Consider the following 17,461-nt stretch of genomic DNA (forward strand, 5'->3'; position numbering starts at 1 on the left):
CATTCTCGTTCCGAACTACTGGAACTAGGGTTTTTGAGCTGTTAGAGTACGCGCAAGGAACCATTGTCAGGCAGTCGTGTCCTTCAAACAGGTACGCACCTGACAGATTCGCGGTGCCCGCCCACAGCGGAGCCATGAACATAAACCGTTAATATTATACACATTACGAATCAAACCAACGCATTCAGAAAACCAAAACCATGTCTGAGAAGGTCTTAAAGCTCGGTATTCCCGCGGGAAGTTTACAGGAATCGACGGCGGAATTATTCAAACGCGCCGGCTATGTCATCAAATTTTCATCCCGCTCGTATTATCCCTCGATCGACGATGAGGAAATCGAATGTCTACTGATCCGGGCTCAGGAAATGGCCCGCTATGTCGATCAGGGCATTCTGGACGCCGGGATTACCGGACATGACTGGATTCTGGAAACGGGCGCCGATGTCCATGAAATTTGTGAGTTGATCTTCTCGAAAGTCAGCCGTCGGCCTGTTCGCTGGGTATTGTGCGTGCCCGAAGACTCGCCGATCCAGAGCGTCAAAGACCTGGAGGGAAAACGCATCGCCACAGAAGTTGTCGGCATGACCGAACGCTATCTGGAACAACATGGCGTCAAAGCCAATGTGGAATTTTCCTGGGGTGCGACCGAGGTCAAGCCACCCAAGTTGGCCGATGCGATTGTGGAAGTCACCGAAACCGGTTCTTCACTGCGTGCGAACAACCTGCGGATCGTAGAAGAGTTGATGCAGAGCACAACCCGCTTCATCGCCAACAAACAATCGTTCGAAGATCCCTGGAAACGGGAGAAACTTGAGAACATCGCCATGATGCTCGAATCCTGTCTGGCGGCGGAAGGCAAGGTTTGCCTGCTGATGAACGTGGAACGTGCGGATCTCGAAAAAGTGCTTGATCTACTACCCGCATTACAGAAGCCTACCGTTTCGTCGCTGTCCGATCCTGACTGGGTTGCCATCAGTACGATTATTGATGAAACCGTTGTACGAACGATTGTTCCCAAATTGAAAGTCGCCGGCGCGTGCGGTCTTGTGGAATATCAGATTTCCAAAATCATCGACTGATGTGGGGCTTATAGAAGCTCGGGCAGAAACAGGAGTGCCAAATGTGCGTCTCCGTGATCAAAGTTGGCGGCAGTCTGTTTGATCTGCCCGATCTGGCGACGCAACTGCAACGACTATTGGGGCGTCTGGAAAATGCAATGCCTCTCATTGTTTGCGGAGGCGGAACAGCCGCAGACCTGGTGCGCGACTGGGATCGAACGCATCACCTGGGCGAAACGAAAGCGCATTGGCTGGCGATTCAATCCTTGATGCTGAATGACCGTTTGCTCTGTGCGATGCTGCCCAATGCCTGTCTGGTTTCTACACAATCAGAAGCCATCCAGGTCTGGAACAGTGGCAACATCCCCGTGCTTAGTGCATACGATTATTTAACACAGACATCCTCTTCTACCTTTGCAGAATTGCCGGAGTCCTGGGGTGTGACCAGCGATTCGATCGCGGCCTGGATCACGCTGACCTTGCCGGCCGACGAACTGATTCTGTTGAAATCGGTGGAGCTACCGGTCGAAAAGACAGTTTCCGATCTGGCGGAAGCGGGGCTTGTCGACGCATACCTGCCTACACTGGCTGCAGCGATACCAACTCTGCGCTGGTGTAATTTGCGAGCCGATACCACATCGATTCAGTTAGCAACGGTAATCAGCGGCAGCAGTTTCCAGAGCAAAAATGCGACCGGGCCGGCGTAAAGCGGGCTGTCCAACAGATCCAGCAGCCCCCCAAAGCCGGGCAACAGCTCTGCAGAATCTTTTTTTCCAACATCCCGTTTGATGAGTGATTCACACAAATCACCCACCAGACCAACGACGCCGATAATTGCCCCGAACAGAATTGACCAGTACCAGGGAGAGGCCATCCATCCCGAGTGAAACAGCGAGATAGTAAAGTGCAACCAGAGAAATGCTCCCAGGGCAGCGCCAAAAATGGCCCCGTATCCGCCAACCTGAGTTTTCCCGGGACTGAGTCGCGGCACCAGTTTCGTTTTGCCCCATAAGCGACCGAAGGTGTAGCCGCCGATGTCTCCCATTTTGGCGCTGATGATCAGCGAGCCGAGTGCCAGATAGCCGGTTTCGGGACCGAGGACCCAACGCAACTCTGCCAGCATGGCAAGCAAAAAGCCCATATAAGAAACAGACAGAATTTCGGCACCGATGGTTTCCATACTCTGTCCCGGTTCCTGAAACTGGATGGCTCCTTTCAGAAAGATGATCAGAACTGAAACCGCATAGGTGACCGCCATCAAAGCCAGGGACAGCGTTTGTGGATCGGAAGACGCGCCTTGCAGAAACGGAACCCAGGCGGCGACGCAGATGGAAAGTGACAAGCCGCAGACCAGTCGAAAACTCGGGACCAGATTGCGAACCGTCAGTAAGTCTGTGATTTCCCAACTGCCTCTGACAATTAACAGGCAGCTGAGTCCCAACAAATAAGGTGCGCTGACTCCCGCACGCTGATCCAGATAGAACAATCCAAACAACAGGGGAATCAGGATTGCAGAAATCAGTAACCGCCAGCCCAGCATGCTGCGTTATCCTTTCAACCCACCGAAGCGGCGGTCCCGGGCAGCGAAGTCACGCAGTGCCTGCCAGAAATCAGAAACAGAGAAGTCAGGCCAATAGGTTTCGGTGACCCACAGTTCGGCATAGCTGATCTGCCACAATAGAAAATTACTGACCCGCATTTCCCCGGCCGTGCGGATCACCAGATCGGGATCGGGCATGCCGGCGGTATAAAGGTGCGATGAAATCACCTCTTCATCGATCTCGTCTGCTTTGAGATTTCCCTGTTCAACTTCGGAGACGATCGATTTGACAGCGTCCACAATTTCGGAGCGACTGCCATAATTGAGCGCCAGGCAGAGTTGCATGCCTGTGTTTTCCTGGCTCTCACGGATCGTTTTATCGACTTCAGCGAGCACATCCTTGGGAAGATCGCTGCGACGACCAATCGTCGTGAAGCGGATATTCTGACGCATGATTTCTTCCCGTTCACCGATGACAAACTTTTTTAAGAGCTGCATCAGCAGGTTTAATTCCAATGCGGGACGTTTCCAATTCTCGCTACTGAGACAGTACAGCGTCAGTTGTTCGATGCCCAGTCGCGTCGATTCTTCGACCACGGTGCGGACACTGTTGACTCCCTGGCGGTGTCCCTCAATTCGTGGAAATCCACGACGCGACGCCCACCGACCATTGCCATCCATAATAATGGCGATATGCCGCGGTAGCTGTCGGGACTCTAAGCCAAGCGATTCCCCATCCTGTTCCGAAATGGCGGGCACAATTTGCCTCACAGTGATTGATAGTTTGAAGGACGTGTTTGCCTGATTTTAGCAGACTTCACAATACGAGTAGAGAGAAAACTCTCTAGCCTTACCTATTGTGAGAAATTATCGCAAAAACGCCAAGGCTGCGCGGCGAGAAAGCGCCGCTTCTTTAGAGAATGAACGGGAGACAACGTCCTGTTCAGATCATCTACAGTGATTTCTGTTCGTATGGGGTAAATCACCCACCGATTTGAACAGACTCAAGTTCCTCAGCCTCAACAGACTGATCCAGGTAGACAACTTTCTCCCAGTAAGCAGGTTCTGCCCCGGGAGTTTCAATCGACAGTTTTACACGATCCCCAAATACTTCAAGCACTTTAACAACCGTATGTTCCCCGATGAGGATACTCTCATTCGCTTCACGAGAGATAATATGCATTCGCTCGCCTCAAAGATAATTCAGAAATGAATCTGTAGACATTGTGAAAAGTTATTGTAAGACACATTTTGTCAAACTGCTATCAGAAGGACAAGCGGAAACCAAACAAAAAATGAAACGAATTTAATGCCGTTTCTTTTCAGCGAAAATCACTTGACAAATTCAGTTTCATCATTTCTACACATTTTCATACGTCGCCAATAATTGAATGATACATCAATTAATTGATTTTGTTGATGTCTTGACGTCGCGTAGAAAACGAAAGAAATAAATGAACGTCAGGCGATTCACTTTTTCCCTTCCGCCCGTTTACGTCGAAAAAACTCCTGCAGTATCGTGCGGCATTCTTCCTGCATCACACCACTGATCACGGTGCTCTGATGATTCAATCGTGTGTCGCTGGTAATTTGAAATAATGAGTGACAGGCGCCTGCTTTTTCATCCGCTGTCCCATAGATCACCAGCGGAATGCGCGACTGAATAATCGCCCCGGCACACATCGGACAAGGCTCCAGCGTGACATACAAAATACAGTCGGAAAGCCGCCATGAACCGAGAGACTCGGCGGCCTGGGTAATGGCAATCATCTCGGCATGTGCCGTCGGGTCGCTTAGCATTTCGCGCTGATTATGCGCGGCTGCAATGATCCGATCCTGATAGACAATCACAGCGCCGACAGGCACTTCATCTTCTTCAAATGCCGCACGTGCTTCATCATAGGCAAACCGCATCCAACTCGTATGCAGTTGCAGCAAGTCTCGGTCGCCGGGAGAAAAACCGGGGTCGTCAGGTCGGTCGATCATCTTAATGACACTTCTTTATATATGTTTCTTTAGGAAAGAACTCTCATCATCTTCGCACAACATAAACCAGATCTGGCTGGAATGAAAGTCGCGTCGAAACTTTCTCCAGATTGAGACGTGGATTCCAATTCTGATTGGTAACCGGTTGGATTGGTCCAATCAATGGCTTCCAGTTTGAGATTCTTCTGCCGCTTCGTTTACAATATGAGTTTGCAGTGAATCACTCAGATCAACAATCCTCTCAGTTCAAGGTCCTCCCTTATGCGCGGCATCGTAATCAGTTATTCAATCCTTCTGATCATCGGTCTTCTAGTGATTTCCTCGCAACCAGGAAAATCACAGGACAGTCAATCGCCAGTTCTTGCAACAGCGACGCCGACTCTTCAATCGTTTGGCGTTGCGGGAGACGGAGTTACTGACGATACCGCCGCCATCCAGCGCGCTGTCGACTCGGGAGAATGCCAGATCATGTTTCCCAAAGGCGTCTACCGTATCACGAAAACCATCAGCATCGATCTGGACAAACTGGGACCGACCTCGATTAGTGGCGATGGCACCGCCACCATCATTATGGCGGGCGCCGGTCCCGCGTTTCGCTTCATCGGCACGCACGAAGGAACCGCCAGTCCAAAGACGGTCAAAGAAAATGTCTGGTTGAAGCAACGTTCTCCACTTGTGGACGGCTTGGAAATCGTGGGCGATCATCCGGATGCCTGTGGCATTGAAGCAACGGGAACCATGCAGATTACCCTGACCCGACTCACGATCCGCCGCGCGCTGCATGGAATTCACTTTGTCAAACGCAATCGAAATCTGATCGTTTCCAACTGTCATATTTATCAGAACCGCGGTGCCGGTATCTTTTACGATCACGTCAATATCCATCAGTCCAATATAGTTGGCTGTCACATTTCCTATAACGCAGGCGGCGGTGTTGTCGTCCGCAAGGGTGATATTCGCAACATTCATATCGGCACGTGTGATATTGAAGGCAACATGGGAGATGAGAACTCCGAACCGACGGCCAATGTACTGATCGATTCGGAAGGCGCCTCGGTGGGAGAAATCGCCATCGTCGGTAACACCATTCAACACGATCACTTTGCCCCCGGCTCCGCCAATATTCGCATCAACGAACACGCCCGCATTCGACCGCATTCCGAAGAATACCGCGATGGCAACATCACCATCGCCGACAATGTTCTCTCTGACGTGCAGACCAACATCGAAGTCACCAGCGCCCGCGGAGTAACCATTACCGGCAACACGATGTGGAAAGGTTACTCGCACAATATTCGTGTCGACGACTGTCGGAACATTCTCGTTTCCAATAACGTGCTGGATCGCAATCCCCGTTATCACTACGCTGACGGCAGCACCGCCCAGGTCGGTATGCTCTTTACGAATTGCGATGGCTGCACCATCAGCGGCAACCATATCAATGGTACGGGCGATGAAACCGCGGCGTTCGAAATCCGTGATTCCCGCCGCATGAATGTGACAAACTGCACCATCCTCGATTACGCGAAAGAGGGACTGTTGCTGAAAAACGTTTCCGACAGTCGCATCTCTGATTGTTTGATTCGCAGCGATCTGCGGGGAAGTGAAAACGCCCAGGCCATCCAGATCATCGGCGGCAAGGATAATCAAATCGTGAACAACCTTTATAAAAAATAATCATAAAATAGAGTCCCAGGTTCACTAGCCGAGCCCCCCTCATCGCATCAAAATTTAATGTTCTGTAAGACCTGAAACAGTTTGACTCAGGTCAGGATGATGCCATGTTGAACGGCCTCTGTCTTAAAATATTTGATCTTATTCCCAGTGGGATTTCACCGTTCCTACTGTTTATTATTCAATCGCTCAAGGAGTCTTTTCTATGTCCCATCTGTCACGTCGTCACTTCCTGAAAAAATCGGTCTTCGGTGGACTCTTTATGGGGCTGAGTGCCAAAAGCTATCGTTCCACCTTCGCTGCAGTCCCGCCCAGCGAACGCGTTCGGATTGGCATGATCGGCGTCGGCAACCAGGGTGGACCACGGAACAACATGAAGTACTTCCTTAACAACATTGAAGCACTCTGTGATCTGGATCAAAACTATTTGTCGGAAGCAGACGAGTTTCTTAAGAAAAACGCGAACAAGTCCGCGATGATGACCGACGATTATCGCAGACTGCTCGATTCCAAAGACCTCGACGCTGTCGTCGTGACCGTTCCCGATCAATGGCACGCGAAGATGACCGTCGAAGCGTGTCGCGCCGGTAAAGACGTTTATTGTGAAAAGCCGCTGACGCTCGTTGTGGACGAAGGCCCCGTGATGATCGATGCAGCTCGCAAACACAATCGAGTAGTCCAGACGGGAACCATGCAACGCAGCGGCAAAGAGTTCAAGCTGGCCGTCGACCTGGTACAGTCCGGATTACTGGGCAAAATTCATACCGTGAATGTGACATTGCCCGGACCCAACTGGATCGCACGGGCCGGCAAACCTGTTCCCAACAGCGCACCGCCACAAGGCTTCGATTTTGATCGCTGGCTCGGACCGGCACCAGAGCGTCCTTACAACAAAAATCGGGTACACTATCTGTTCCGCTTCTTCTGGGATTACAGTGGCGGACAGCAAACCAACTTTGGCGCCCACCATCTGGACATCGCACAATGGGGACTCGGCATGGATGAAAGTGGCCCAGTCAGTGCGGAAGGATCGGCTACATTCAACCCCGATGGCTGGTACGAAACTCCCGATTCCACCAACATCAAATACACGTACGACAACGGTGTCGTTCTCAACTGTCGTCAGGTTCCCGGCACGAAGAGTAAAAAACAGGGAACCGAGTTCGTCGGCGAAAAGGGCAGCCTGTTTGTCTATCGCGGCGGCATCATCGCCAACCCACCCGAACTGTTGAAATCGGTCGACGTGCCAAAGATTGTGAACCGCGATGCCAATATCGCGCACGTGAACAATTTCCTGGACTGTATTAAGACCCGCAAAAAACCTGCCGCCGACATCAGCATCGGACATCGCTCCGCAACGGTCTGTCACCTCGGCAACATCGCCGTTCGTACCGGCAAGAAGATCCAGTGGGATCCCAAACAGGAAACCATCGTCGGTGATACCGAAGCCGCTAAATGGCTCTCTAAAGAATACCGCAAACCATACGAACTGACTTCAACCTAGTTCGTTCTGGTAAAACGATCGAGTGTCGTGTGGCACCATTGGCTTGGCCAACGATGAATTGAGATGAACGTACCGAACTAAAAAATGTAGGGGGAGACCCATGTGTCTCCCCGTGTATTGACGCGTTTTTTATTGACGTTCGAATCGTTTCTACGCCCCACTGAAAGAATGAATCACATAGTCTATCGCCAGGCGAGCTGACACATGGGTCAGACCCTACCCTAACTGAGAATTTTCACCCTACCCCGAATTTCTTAACTTTCTTCAGTAGCGACCGGTTTTTGATTCTGCTTACAATACAGGAAACGTTCCTCCTGTTTCCCACCTGATCATAATCGAGTTTTTCGCCATGAACATGCTCTCCCTGTTATTCAAAGCATTCACACTTTGTGTTCTGATTCTTACAACGACTCACATTCATGCTGCCGAGTCGCCACAGGTCAAAGTTGGCTTCGCGGAACGGGACATCACTCCCGAAATCGGCATGGAACAGCCCGGGGGTTACGGGAAGTCGTTTCATCGTAAGTTTCACGATCCGTGCAAAGTGCGAGCGGCTGTGTTTGATAATGGCAAGAATGTCGTCGCCGTCGTCAGCTTGGATGCGCTGTTCATCCGCCGTGTCACCGTTGATGAAATTCGCAAACGGGTGGAAGCCAAATGCAAGATCCCGGCGACTTCGATTCTGCTGCACGCCACGCATTCGCACTCGTCAGGTCCGATGGGCATGATCCTTCCCGGCGAATACGATCATGCTTCCGAGTTCGTGCAGGAGCTGGCGTATGAAAAATCATCGACGGCTGATCCCGCGTACCTGGAAACGGTCGTCGATCAGAGTGTCGATGCGATTTGCGAAGCTTATCAGAAACGAAATGCATCAGAGTGCGGTGCGGGCATAGGCATCGAAGAACAAGTCGCTTTCAACCGCCGATTCTTTATGCGAAACGGTTTGACGTTCACCCATCCGCGGCCCGGAAATCCCGATATTGTCAAACCCGCCGGTCCCGTTGATCCGGAAGTCGGTGTCATCGGCGTCTGGGATGAACAGGGACAGCTCAAAGGCTGTATCGTGAATTTCGTTTGTCATGCGACCACGAACCCCGGCGGTATTTCGGCGAACTATATCTATTATGTCGAACAGGTCATTCGCGGCGTGTTTGGGAAAGATGTGGTTCTCGTTTTTCTGGCCGGTGCATCCGGCGATGTGACGCAGGTTGATAACCTGTCGAAGTTCCAACGACGTCCGAGTGAAGAATCAGCCCGTTTTGTCGGCGGTCGCGTGGGGGCGGAAGCAGTGAAGGTGCTGCTCTCGATGCCGCGCGGCAACTTTGAAACGATCGCCAGCAAAACAAAAATGCTGCAGATTCCCCGCCGAAAACCAACGCCCGAACATATCAAAGAGGCCATTGAGATTGTGAAAGCGGGCCCCGCCAAGTCGAATGCGACGGACTGGGTTTTTGCCAAGGAAACCGTTTTACTCGATGCCCGTCTGCAAAAAGAACCGGTGGCCGATGTGGAAGTGCAAGCGGTTCAACTCGGCCCGGTTGTGTTACTGACCGACCCAGCGGAATTTTTCTGTCAGCTGGGCCTGGACATCAAAGAGGGAAGTCCGTTTCCAATGACGTTCCCGGTCTCGCTGGCGAACGGCTGTGTCGGTTATGTGCCGACGAAAGAAGCCTTCGACAAAAACGGTGGCGGCTATGAAACCCGTTTGACGGGATACAGCAATCTGATCATCACCGCGGGCCCTCAGATGGTTGACGCCGCGGTAGAACTTTCGAAACAGTTGACGCCCGATAAACTGCCCGAACGCCCGACTGCTCCGGTATTCAAGAATAATCCCTGGGCCTACGGCAGCCTGGCACCACAGTTGGATTAGTTTCAGAGGTCTTGTTTTTTGCTACCACGAAAAACAAGAAATCACACGAAAGTTTAAAACGGTTGGGTGGTACTATTGGCTTGCCAATAGTACCGGAAGATTTGTATTCCTGCTGCAAAATAACACACAAAATTCGGTGCTCCGAATCTTATTCGAGTACAGCAAGTAGAATTTGCATTGATTGATCTGCCTAGAAACGGATTCCAGAGCGCAGTAAGAGTGTGTTATCAATCTTGATGTCAGGTACGCTGTTGTCAAATTCAAACTTTCGGCCGAAGACGTAACCGATCTCTGCATTCAACGTCGTGCCACTGGAACCAAAGCTTCCCGGCTTTTTCGGGGGAGTGGATTCCCATCCCAAAACGAATCGCCACTCACGATAGTTAAGTCGTTCTCCCACGCCGTTGGCACGCCGGTAGGCCCATGTACCTCCTGAGAAGCCGCCGCCGACATAGGCCCAATGCTGGCGCTGCTCTGTCTCCGATAAAAGCAGAGAGATTCTTGGACTGGGCAGCATCAAATTAACCTTGAGCGAAGGCCGCGGCTGCCAAATCGCCCCCAGGACCGGCAGAACCGGAACATCACTCTGACCGGTGGCGAGTGCCCCAAAAGCAAAATTCCAGGTTTCATTAGGTCGATACATGGCAAACATGCCACCTCGTATCTGCCATGCCGTACTGCTCGTATTATTCATGTCCGACGCAAATGCACCATTGAGTGTATAACGTGCCATCCATTTTTCTTTGATTCGGCGCATCCATGACATCCCAAACGAAAACTCATTCAGACTCTGAGGCAAATCCATCGCAGCGGGCGCATCGATTTGCGTGAATGAATAACCGAGATTGATGAACGGAGGTGGTGGCCCGAAAATCGGGTAGACCGGTAGCTTCATTGACAAATCATAAGAACTGATTCCAACACCGTTCACTTTTGGTTCCCATTCGGCCGAGCTGTCAAACCGCGGCTTCATGAGTGATTTCAAATCCGGAGATCTCTTTGAAACAGATGGTTCATCCGGATCAGATGCAAAAGGTTCTTCTGCCGGTGGGACAGGGCTCTCCAGCGGAAGCCCATCTTCCACACGAATACTGCGATCAGTCGGCAGGAATCCTGCCAGAACGGTTTCCGATGGTTCTGAAAGGAAAACATGACCCGGCGTTTCAGACTGCGCATGCAGACTCTGCTGGATACCAAACGGAAATCCGATCAGAGAGAGTATGAAGAAGAAACGTAGCGAGAACATCAGTCGTCCGTGACATCAGTTTTAGTAAAGAAGAGAACGCAATCAGAATAGAGAGGGGCTGGAGGATCAAAAATCTGAACTCCTTACTTTATAGTACGACACAGACTTTTGATCGATGAATTATTTTATTTTGTCATATTTACAATGCAAATCGTACTTAATGACTCACAAGAGTATTCTGATCTTGGTTTCATTGACGACAAACAGAATGTTTCGGATTCAGCGATTTATTCAGGACGATTTCACACAGGGTGGAGCATCACATCGTTCAATTAAGGCACCGTCGGGCAAGCCCTGCGATGGCACACGGGAGGACTGATAGAAGTTGTGGATCACATGCGAAATGTTTCACAGGTTCCCTTGCAAGAGTGAACTCCACGTCGAACCCCACCAGGGTGGGTTGGCACATAGGCAAACCCCTACGAATTTTGCATTGATTTCTGCTGCTAAATTTGTTCACAACCCCGGCAATCCTGGATTTTGCTTTTCGTGTGGTTTCGTGCTTTTCATGGTAGGAGGAACATCAACCTGAAAAACAGCGGCTGGTGCCGAACCGCTCACGGTCAAGAGCGAATTAATTGCCTCGATACAAAAACTGGACGGCGTCGGCAATCACGTAATTGCCATCGGTGCCTTTATTGGAAACCTTGACCCAGCCTGATTTTCCCTTATTGAAATGAAACACGCCGAGGGTACGGAACAGCCTCTGATGCTCGGGGATGTCCTGCTGATTGATGCGGATCGTTTTCTCGCCGTCGGCATGATGAATGGTGATCGGCGTGTTCGTGGAACGTCGAATATTATAGCAGTGCGAAAGCCGCACTTCGTAGCGGCCTGCTTTGGGAAGCTCTGGCGTAAAGATGACTGCTTTCTCGCCCTTCCCTTTTTTCTGATCGTGCAGATAACCGAGCCCAACGTACGGGGGCGTATGCGTGGAATACTGCCACGTGCCAATGAGCTTCGCCTCGGTTTCATCAACGACAATGCCCTGCATTTTTTCAGGGTCCGACACGATGAACGGCACCAGTTCCGGCTTATCCACTTCACCAGGCGGATGGGTATTCTTGACCGCATCCGGATGCAGCTTGCGCTTGGACGCCGGTTCTTTGGCAGTCACTTTTACATGTGTGTTAAGCAGCAATGCCAGAACGATCAGAGTGGCTGGATAATATTTCATAAAACCTGTTCTCGCTGAGCGGTACGAACCGCCTTTTTTGTTCGTGTATTTTCTTGATCGAAATTAATTATAGCAAATCTTCCCATTGCCTGGCACCATGCAGGTTACGGATGACTTGAATTCCATTCTCGACTACCCGATTCCGTATTATGGCTTTACGTCTGCTTTCGTTGTAGTAAAAGCACGGAATAGATCACGATAGCGAGTAACTCTGGCTCTCACTCAGTTTGCTGCGCGTTTGAGGGTGCCGCGAGGTGTGATTTTGGCAGCGGGGCCGAGGGGGCGTTCTTCCTGGTGTGGAAACGCACGGATCGTGGTGATGATCTGCTTTTGCTGTTCGAAATGTTTGCCGCTGGCCAGTTTGACCGTCGTTTCCAGAAAGCGTTCGATTTTTGATTCCAGAGGCAAGCCGGTCTTACGGTCGATCATGCAGGTGCCGAACGATTTGCCGCCGCGAATGTAGAGTTGCACTGACTTACCGTTCTGGTTGATTGGGCTACTGATTTTGGAAGCCGCGATGTCGCCGACAATGTTGATCGTCGCGATGTTGTCATTCAATTCACGGAGCGTGTATTCGGTTTTCAGCGTCATCGGAATCGGCTGCGTCAGGCGGCGGGTTTTCGTCCAGGTTTCCCCCACACGAATCGCGCCCCCTTTGTGATTCTCGTCAATGTTGTAAGGCAGCAGGCCGATGCTGTCGTCAATGAAATTGGCCACGCCATCATCGCCCGACGATTCGGAGATTTTAGCCAGCACGGTTTCCCGCTGACTAGCGGGCGTGTTCTGCAAACATCGTTTGAGAAATTCATCAAAGCCAACCAGCTCGACGATTTTATTATCCGCGCCGATCCAGAAGGAAAATCCATTATTGACCAGTTGCTGATACGCCTGTACTTCAGGGGGCGCCGGTCCGTTTGCACGGTTGGAGTCATATTCCACCCGCTCTCCGGCGATATTGTGAGAATATTTCACGCCCGTATAACGCACATTGAATCGCTTGCGGCCATCAGCGCGAAGCTCTTCCACCGTCAGCGCGAGAATCAATTCCAGCTTCGACGTGCTGTTCACAATTCCCGCTGCGGAGGCTTGGGACAGACTCTGTTCTACCGTTTTGATCATCGGAAATCGCTGATTGACGGCCAGATTAAGTTCCAGAACTTCTACTTTTTCATCACGCAACGAAGCATTCTGAACTTCGATCGGCGTCTGTAGCGGTTTGGCGGCTGTCGTCGTTTCAGGAGCCGCTTTACTCTCCACTTCCACTGGTTTTTCGTTTTGTTTTTTGATCCAGTATGACCAGCCGGTCCCGGCGAGAATCACAATTCCCAACATCCAGCTGATATAACGCTTGCCCTGCATGGCGACTTGGTCCAGAATAGATAAAGAAAACTAACGAATAGAGCTCTGGTGATACTTTTGAGATGCAAAAGTTATCAGCAATAATGATTTAGTGAAAGACGAATTCGGCCTTCAGACGCCGATTCTTTGTTCCACAGGGGGATCCGATGCGAACCGTGTTTCAGGCGTTTCTGGCAGTTTTATGTTTGATGTCTCACTTTCAGAGCGAAGCAGCCGCTGAGGACGTCAAAAAAGCGACGCATCCTAATATTGTCTTTCTGCTCAGTGACGACCAACGACCCGATACAATCGGAGCACTGGGTAACAAGATCATCAAAACGCCGAATTTGGATCAACTGGTCAAACAGGGAACCAGTTTCACGCGGGCCGTCTGTGCGAATCCGATCTGTACACCGAGCCGGGCTGAGATTATGACCGGAGTGAGCGGCTTTCATAACGGATCGATGGATTTCGGCAAACCGATCAAGAAGGAACTGACGACCTGGTCTCAGGCGATGCACAACGCCAGCTATAACTCATGGTACGTGGGCAAATGGCACAACGACGGGAAACCCGTGATGCGGGGTTATGACGAAACGCTGGGGCTCTTTACCGGCGGCGGCGGTCGCTGGGCCGTTCCCTCATACGATGGTAACGGTTTGCTCGTGACTGGATATCGGGGTTGGATCTTTCAGGATGACGATCAAAACATGTTTCCCCAGAAAGGAGTCGGCCTGTCTTCCAATATCAGCGAGCATTTTGCGGACGCCGCAATTGAATTCATCGAACGCAAACATGAAAAACCATACTTCCTGCATGTTTGCTTCACGGCACCCCACGATCCGCTGCTGATGCCGATTGGCTACGAACAATATTACGATCCGAAGAAAATGCCGGTCCCCGTGAACTTTCAGCCCGAGCATCCCTTTGAGCATGGGAACAAGTATGGTCGCGATGAAAAACTCCTTCCCTGGCCGCGGACGAAACAGATCGTGCAGAACGATTTATCCCTGTACTACTCGATCGTTTCGCATCTGGATGCCCAGGTGGGTCGAATTGTGGACGCCCTGAAAAAATCGGGGCAGTGGGACAACACGATTCTGATTTACTCCAGCGATCACGGTCTGGCGATGGGCAGTCACGGTTTGCGGGGAAAACAGAATATGTATGAGCACACGGTCGGCGTACCGTTGATTATGGTCGGGCCTGGCATTCCCGCGGACAAGCGATCATCGGCTCAATGTTACCTGCGCGATTTATATCCTACATCCTGTGATCTCGCCGGTGTTCCGATTCCGAAAACCGTGGAAGCGAAGAGTCTCAAGCCCGTGCTGACTGGTGATAAAGAAGCGATCTATGACGAAGTCTATTGTTACTTCCGTAATTTCCAGCGCATGATTCGGACCGATCGCTGGAAGCTGATCGTCTATCCGCACCTGAATCGGGTCCAGCTGTTTGATCTGAAACAGGACCCGCTTGAGCAACATGATCTGTCTCAGGATCCCCAGCATCAGCAGATTCGTGATTCGCTGCATCGCAAACTAAACGACTGGCGAAAGCAGCAGAACGATGTGTCGCTCGCATCGGCAAAAAAATCCTGAAGCGATGGCCGACTGACGCAAAAATGATTTCCCCTGCGTGTCAATCTGATGGCGCAACGCTGCCTCTGGTTGATTTTACAATACCGAGTGTCGCCTCGGCGTTTTGTTTTCATATTTTGTAAGTGCTTATTTAAATAGGATTTAGAACCAGCCGTTTAACCGCCAGACACCAAACCGGCATAATTGGCATATTTTACGCTCTTCTCTTAAATCGTTCACATCACAACGCGGGCAGTTACGATTTAGCCAAAAGGGGAGAGTCATGATGATCCAGAATAAAGTCCGTTTGCTCAAGCGGCCGTTTCGTGTCCTACTGTCACTGGCATTGATCGGGGGAATTTGCGGTGCCCCAGCAATGGCGGCCGACAAGTCATCCAGAAAATCATCGAGCAGCAATGATCGCAGCAGTTCCAAGCGTTCTTCGAGCCGGGCCAGCCACTCCAAAAGTTTGAGCCGATCAAGCAGCAGCCGATCTCAGAGTAGTCGACCCAAGTCGTCTTCACTGAGCAAATCGCGTCCTTCACGAAATGTATTCAAAAACATTTCCGATAAGTCAACACCCAAAGTCATCAATCGTGGTTCGAGCAAATCGAAATCAAAACCGTCTTTTAAGGTCGCTCCCAAAACCACGCGACCAGGTACCAGGCTTCCACACTTCGGGAAAACGAGTGGGCTCAAATTCGATACCAAAGATCGGAAGCCGCGCGTTCCCAATCGCAAGGTACCTGATCGAAAAATTCCCAATGTAAAAATTCCTGATCGAAAACCGAATACGGGCAAATTTGTTCCGAAGCCAGGAAAGCAGACACGCCCTTCAAAACCGGGAAGCAATAATGTTTTCAAACCAGGCAAGGGAACCTTCGTTCCTAAACCGGGAAAAAATACGACACGGCCGAAACCGGGAAAAGGGAACAACAATGTATTCAAACCGGGTAAAGGAAACTTCGTCCCCAAGCCAGGACATGGAAACAACAATGTCTTCAAGCCGGGCAAAGGAAAGTTTGACCCCAAACCAGGTAAAGGAAATCGGATTCCGCCCATCAAAGATATTTCACGCGGCGATTCTGTGAAGAAACCAGGTAAGACCCGCTATCCCGGTGTGTTTGATCCCTCAAAGCTCAAGGATTTATCCAAAGGGAATGGAAAGCGTAAAGGCCCCGGACACAAGTGGCTGGGTAAGAATGGTGTGCCTTTGAAGAAAGATCTGTTCAAAGATAAAAACATCAAGCCCATCCGTCCCAGTCTGGAAAAACAACTGAAAGTCGGAAAATTAAATACTCTGATTCATAGTAAAAAAGCCAAACACTGGAACATGAAGAAGCAGTTCGAGCTGCACAAAAAAGGGGACGTCGCTCGTCAGTTGCACTTGCACAAGAATCTGTTGAAGCACGGCGGTTGGCGGAACCGAAGCCTGTTCGGCAAGATGGCCAATTCCTTCACCACAACACACTTTGGTGCCTGGTACGCTGGTCCCGGGTTCTACCCCAGCTACTGCTGGAGCCCTCACTGGAGTGCCTGGGTTGACTGGTGTTGGTGGGACTGGTGTCACCCGATCTGTGACCCTCGTCCGATCATCTGCCGTCCGATTATCTGTGATCCCTGTGCTCCCTGGGGCTGGTATGAATGTCCAATCTGGCAACCACTGCCCATCGTCACCTGCGGTACCTGGATTGACGTGGAACCAATCGTGATCGATGCAGGACTCGACCTGCAGATGCTGGCTGTTCGCTTTGTTGACTCGGGTCATCCCGAACAGGAACTGGGACCTCGCTTCCGCGTCTGGTTCCGCAACAACAGTGACGTCGATATCAACGCACCATTCAACGTCATGCTACTCGCTTCCAACTCACGCGAATTAGAAGCTGGTGTGCCGGAAGCAGGATCACGCGTTGATAACATCGCTGCAGGACAGATCCAGTCTGTCGATATCCGTCTGCCGTTCGCCGCCAGTCAGATGTCAATCGACGAAGAAGGCAATCAACTCCCTTTCGAACAGCTGCACGTCTTGATCGATTCCCATCGTGAAATTCCGGAAGCGTTCGAAGAAAACAACGGAGCCGTCATGGCACGCGTCGACGTGTTGCCTGTTGACCCCGCTTTGTTCTCAACGGATACGGACGTTGTTGTCAGTGGTACACTGGTCAATCTGGCCGGTGAAGGTCTGGGACCAGAGCCAGGAAAAGTTCTGGTCTCTCTCAATGGAATGAACTTTGAAGCGGAAATTTACGGCTGGTACGACCTGGGCGTGCAGGTCAAGATGCCCGAACTGCCTCTGCTGGACGTTGCGGAAGCGAATCTGGTTGTCGTACGCGGCGACGGAGCCGTTTCGAATCCGGTCGATGTGGAGTTTGCACCACAGGTGGCTGCCGTCATCGTTGAGTAACGGAAGTGTGCGAGAGATGGCTTGGAGCCATCTCAAGTTCCGAGCAGGGAGCAGACAACGTGTCTGCTCCCTTTTTTC

14 protein-coding genes are annotated in these 17,461 nt (G+C 51.1%); 7 read left to right on the top strand and 7 right to left on the bottom strand.

Going from position 1 to position 17,461, the window contains the following annotated elements:
• Positions 1–200 precede the first annotated feature (200 nt).
• Positions 201–1,079: an ATP phosphoribosyltransferase gene (gene hisG, locus Enr17x_RS22645; RefSeq protein ID WP_145311961.1), complete on the top strand. Its 879-nt coding sequence runs from the start codon at positions 201–203 to the stop codon at positions 1,077–1,079.
• A gap of 41 nt (positions 1,080–1,120) precedes the next feature.
• On the top strand, positions 1,121–1,765 hold the full coding sequence (locus tag Enr17x_RS22650; RefSeq protein ID WP_145311962.1) for an amino acid kinase family protein: 645 nt from the start codon (positions 1,121–1,123) through the stop codon (positions 1,763–1,765).
• On the opposite strand, the gene Enr17x_RS22655 is transcribed toward Enr17x_RS22650, so the two are convergent.
• The 4 genes from Enr17x_RS22655 to tadA all read right to left on the bottom strand — a co-directional run bounded on the left by Enr17x_RS22655 (position 1,702) and on the right by tadA (position 4,584).
• Positions 1,702–2,598, bottom strand: coding sequence for a phosphatidate cytidylyltransferase (locus tag Enr17x_RS22655; RefSeq protein ID WP_145311963.1), 897 nt, complete (start codon positions 2,596–2,598; stop codon positions 1,702–1,704). The two genes, Enr17x_RS22650 and Enr17x_RS22655, sit on opposite strands and share 64 nt — an antisense overlap.
• A gap of 6 nt (positions 2,599–2,604) precedes the next feature.
• The gene (locus tag Enr17x_RS22660; RefSeq protein WP_145311964.1) at positions 2,605–3,357 is read right to left on the bottom strand and encodes an isoprenyl transferase; all 753 of its coding nucleotides are present in this window, start codon (positions 3,355–3,357) and stop codon (positions 2,605–2,607) included.
• Positions 3,358–3,580: 223 nt separating this feature from the next.
• Positions 3,581–3,781, bottom strand: coding sequence for a carbon storage regulator (locus tag Enr17x_RS22665; protein WP_145220092.1), 201 nt, complete (start codon positions 3,779–3,781; stop codon positions 3,581–3,583).
• Positions 3,782–4,068: 287 nt separating this feature from the next.
• Complete coding sequence (gene tadA, locus Enr17x_RS22670; RefSeq protein WP_145311965.1) at positions 4,069–4,584, bottom strand: tRNA adenosine(34) deaminase TadA; 516 nt, start codon at positions 4,582–4,584, stop codon at positions 4,069–4,071.
• Positions 4,585–4,845: 261 nt separating this feature from the next.
• Here tadA and Enr17x_RS22675 point away from each other — a divergent pair, with 261 nt between their 5' ends.
• From Enr17x_RS22675 to Enr17x_RS22685, 3 genes are all read left to right on the top strand, one after another.
• Positions 4,846–6,261 carry a right-handed parallel beta-helix repeat-containing protein gene (locus tag Enr17x_RS22675; protein WP_145311966.1) on the top strand — a complete coding sequence of 472 codons (1,416 nt, stop codon included), beginning with the start codon at positions 4,846–4,848 and terminating at the stop codon, positions 6,259–6,261.
• Between the two features lie 202 nt (positions 6,262–6,463).
• Positions 6,464–7,762 carry a Gfo/Idh/MocA family protein gene (locus Enr17x_RS22680; RefSeq protein ID WP_145311967.1) on the top strand — a complete coding sequence of 433 codons (1,299 nt, stop codon included), beginning with the start codon at positions 6,464–6,466 and terminating at the stop codon, positions 7,760–7,762.
• 349 nt (positions 7,763–8,111) lie between these two features.
• The gene (locus Enr17x_RS22685) at positions 8,112–9,638 is read left to right on the top strand and encodes a hypothetical protein (protein ID WP_145311968.1); all 1,527 of its coding nucleotides are present in this window, start codon (positions 8,112–8,114) and stop codon (positions 9,636–9,638) included.
• A 190-nt stretch (positions 9,639–9,828) separates the two neighbouring features.
• Here Enr17x_RS22685 and Enr17x_RS22690 read toward each other — a convergent pair whose 3' ends face one another.
• From Enr17x_RS22690 to Enr17x_RS22700, 3 genes are all read right to left on the bottom strand, one after another.
• Complete coding sequence (locus Enr17x_RS22690; RefSeq protein WP_145311969.1) at positions 9,829–10,884, bottom strand: DUF6268 family outer membrane beta-barrel protein; 1,056 nt, start codon at positions 10,882–10,884, stop codon at positions 9,829–9,831.
• A 574-nt stretch (positions 10,885–11,458) separates the two neighbouring features.
• Complete coding sequence (locus Enr17x_RS22695; protein WP_198000749.1) at positions 11,459–12,061, bottom strand: golvesin C-terminal-like domain-containing protein; 603 nt, start codon at positions 12,059–12,061, stop codon at positions 11,459–11,461.
• A gap of 222 nt (positions 12,062–12,283) precedes the next feature.
• The gene (locus Enr17x_RS22700; RefSeq protein WP_145311970.1) at positions 12,284–13,420 is read right to left on the bottom strand and encodes a DUF6263 family protein; all 1,137 of its coding nucleotides are present in this window, start codon (positions 13,418–13,420) and stop codon (positions 12,284–12,286) included.
• Between the two features lie 146 nt (positions 13,421–13,566).
• Between Enr17x_RS22700 and Enr17x_RS22705 the strand changes: the two genes are divergently transcribed.
• On the top strand, positions 13,567–15,000 hold the full coding sequence (locus Enr17x_RS22705; RefSeq protein WP_145311971.1) for a sulfatase-like hydrolase/transferase: 1,434 nt from the start codon (positions 13,567–13,569) through the stop codon (positions 14,998–15,000).
• 262 nt (positions 15,001–15,262) lie between these two features.
• Entirely contained in the window at positions 15,263–17,383 is a 2,121-nt protein-coding gene (locus tag Enr17x_RS22710; protein ID WP_145311972.1) for a hypothetical protein, read from the top strand.
• The last annotated feature ends 78 nt before the right edge of the window (positions 17,384–17,461 follow it).

The sequence above is a fragment of the Gimesia fumaroli genome (assembly GCF_007754425.1).
GTDB lineage: Bacteria > Planctomycetota > Planctomycetia > Planctomycetales > Planctomycetaceae > Gimesia > Gimesia fumaroli.

Excerpts from the sequence above, each read along its gene's own strand:
- hisG (WP_145311961.1), top strand. The coding sequence starts at position 201 with ATGTCTGAGAAGGTCTTAAAGCTCGGTATTCCCGCGGGAAGTTTACAG.
- Enr17x_RS22695 (WP_198000749.1), bottom strand. The coding sequence starts at position 12,061 with ATGAAATATTATCCAGCCACTCTGATCGTTCTGGCATTGCTGCTTAAC.
- tadA (WP_145311965.1), bottom strand. The coding sequence starts at position 4,584 with ATGATCGACCGACCTGACGACCCCGGTTTTTCTCCCGGCGACCGAGAC.
- Enr17x_RS22650 (WP_145311962.1), top strand. The coding sequence starts at position 1,121 with ATGTGCGTCTCCGTGATCAAAGTTGGCGGCAGTCTGTTTGATCTGCCC.
- Enr17x_RS22700 (WP_145311970.1), bottom strand. The coding sequence starts at position 13,420 with ATGCAGGGCAAGCGTTATATCAGCTGGATGTTGGGAATTGTGATTCTC.
- Enr17x_RS22665 (WP_145220092.1), bottom strand. The coding sequence starts at position 3,781 with ATGCATATTATCTCTCGTGAAGCGAATGAGAGTATCCTCATCGGGGAA.
- Enr17x_RS22685 (WP_145311968.1), top strand. The coding sequence starts at position 8,112 with ATGAACATGCTCTCCCTGTTATTCAAAGCATTCACACTTTGTGTTCTG.
- Enr17x_RS22690 (WP_145311969.1), bottom strand. The coding sequence starts at position 10,884 with ATGTTCTCGCTACGTTTCTTCTTCATACTCTCTCTGATCGGATTTCCG.
- Enr17x_RS22675 (WP_145311966.1), top strand. The coding sequence starts at position 4,846 with ATGCGCGGCATCGTAATCAGTTATTCAATCCTTCTGATCATCGGTCTT.
- Enr17x_RS22710 (WP_145311972.1), top strand. The coding sequence starts at position 15,263 with ATGATGATCCAGAATAAAGTCCGTTTGCTCAAGCGGCCGTTTCGTGTC.
- Enr17x_RS22655 (WP_145311963.1), bottom strand. The coding sequence starts at position 2,598 with ATGCTGGGCTGGCGGTTACTGATTTCTGCAATCCTGATTCCCCTGTTG.
- Enr17x_RS22705 (WP_145311971.1), top strand. The coding sequence starts at position 13,567 with ATGCGAACCGTGTTTCAGGCGTTTCTGGCAGTTTTATGTTTGATGTCT.
- Enr17x_RS22680 (WP_145311967.1), top strand. The coding sequence starts at position 6,464 with ATGTCCCATCTGTCACGTCGTCACTTCCTGAAAAAATCGGTCTTCGGT.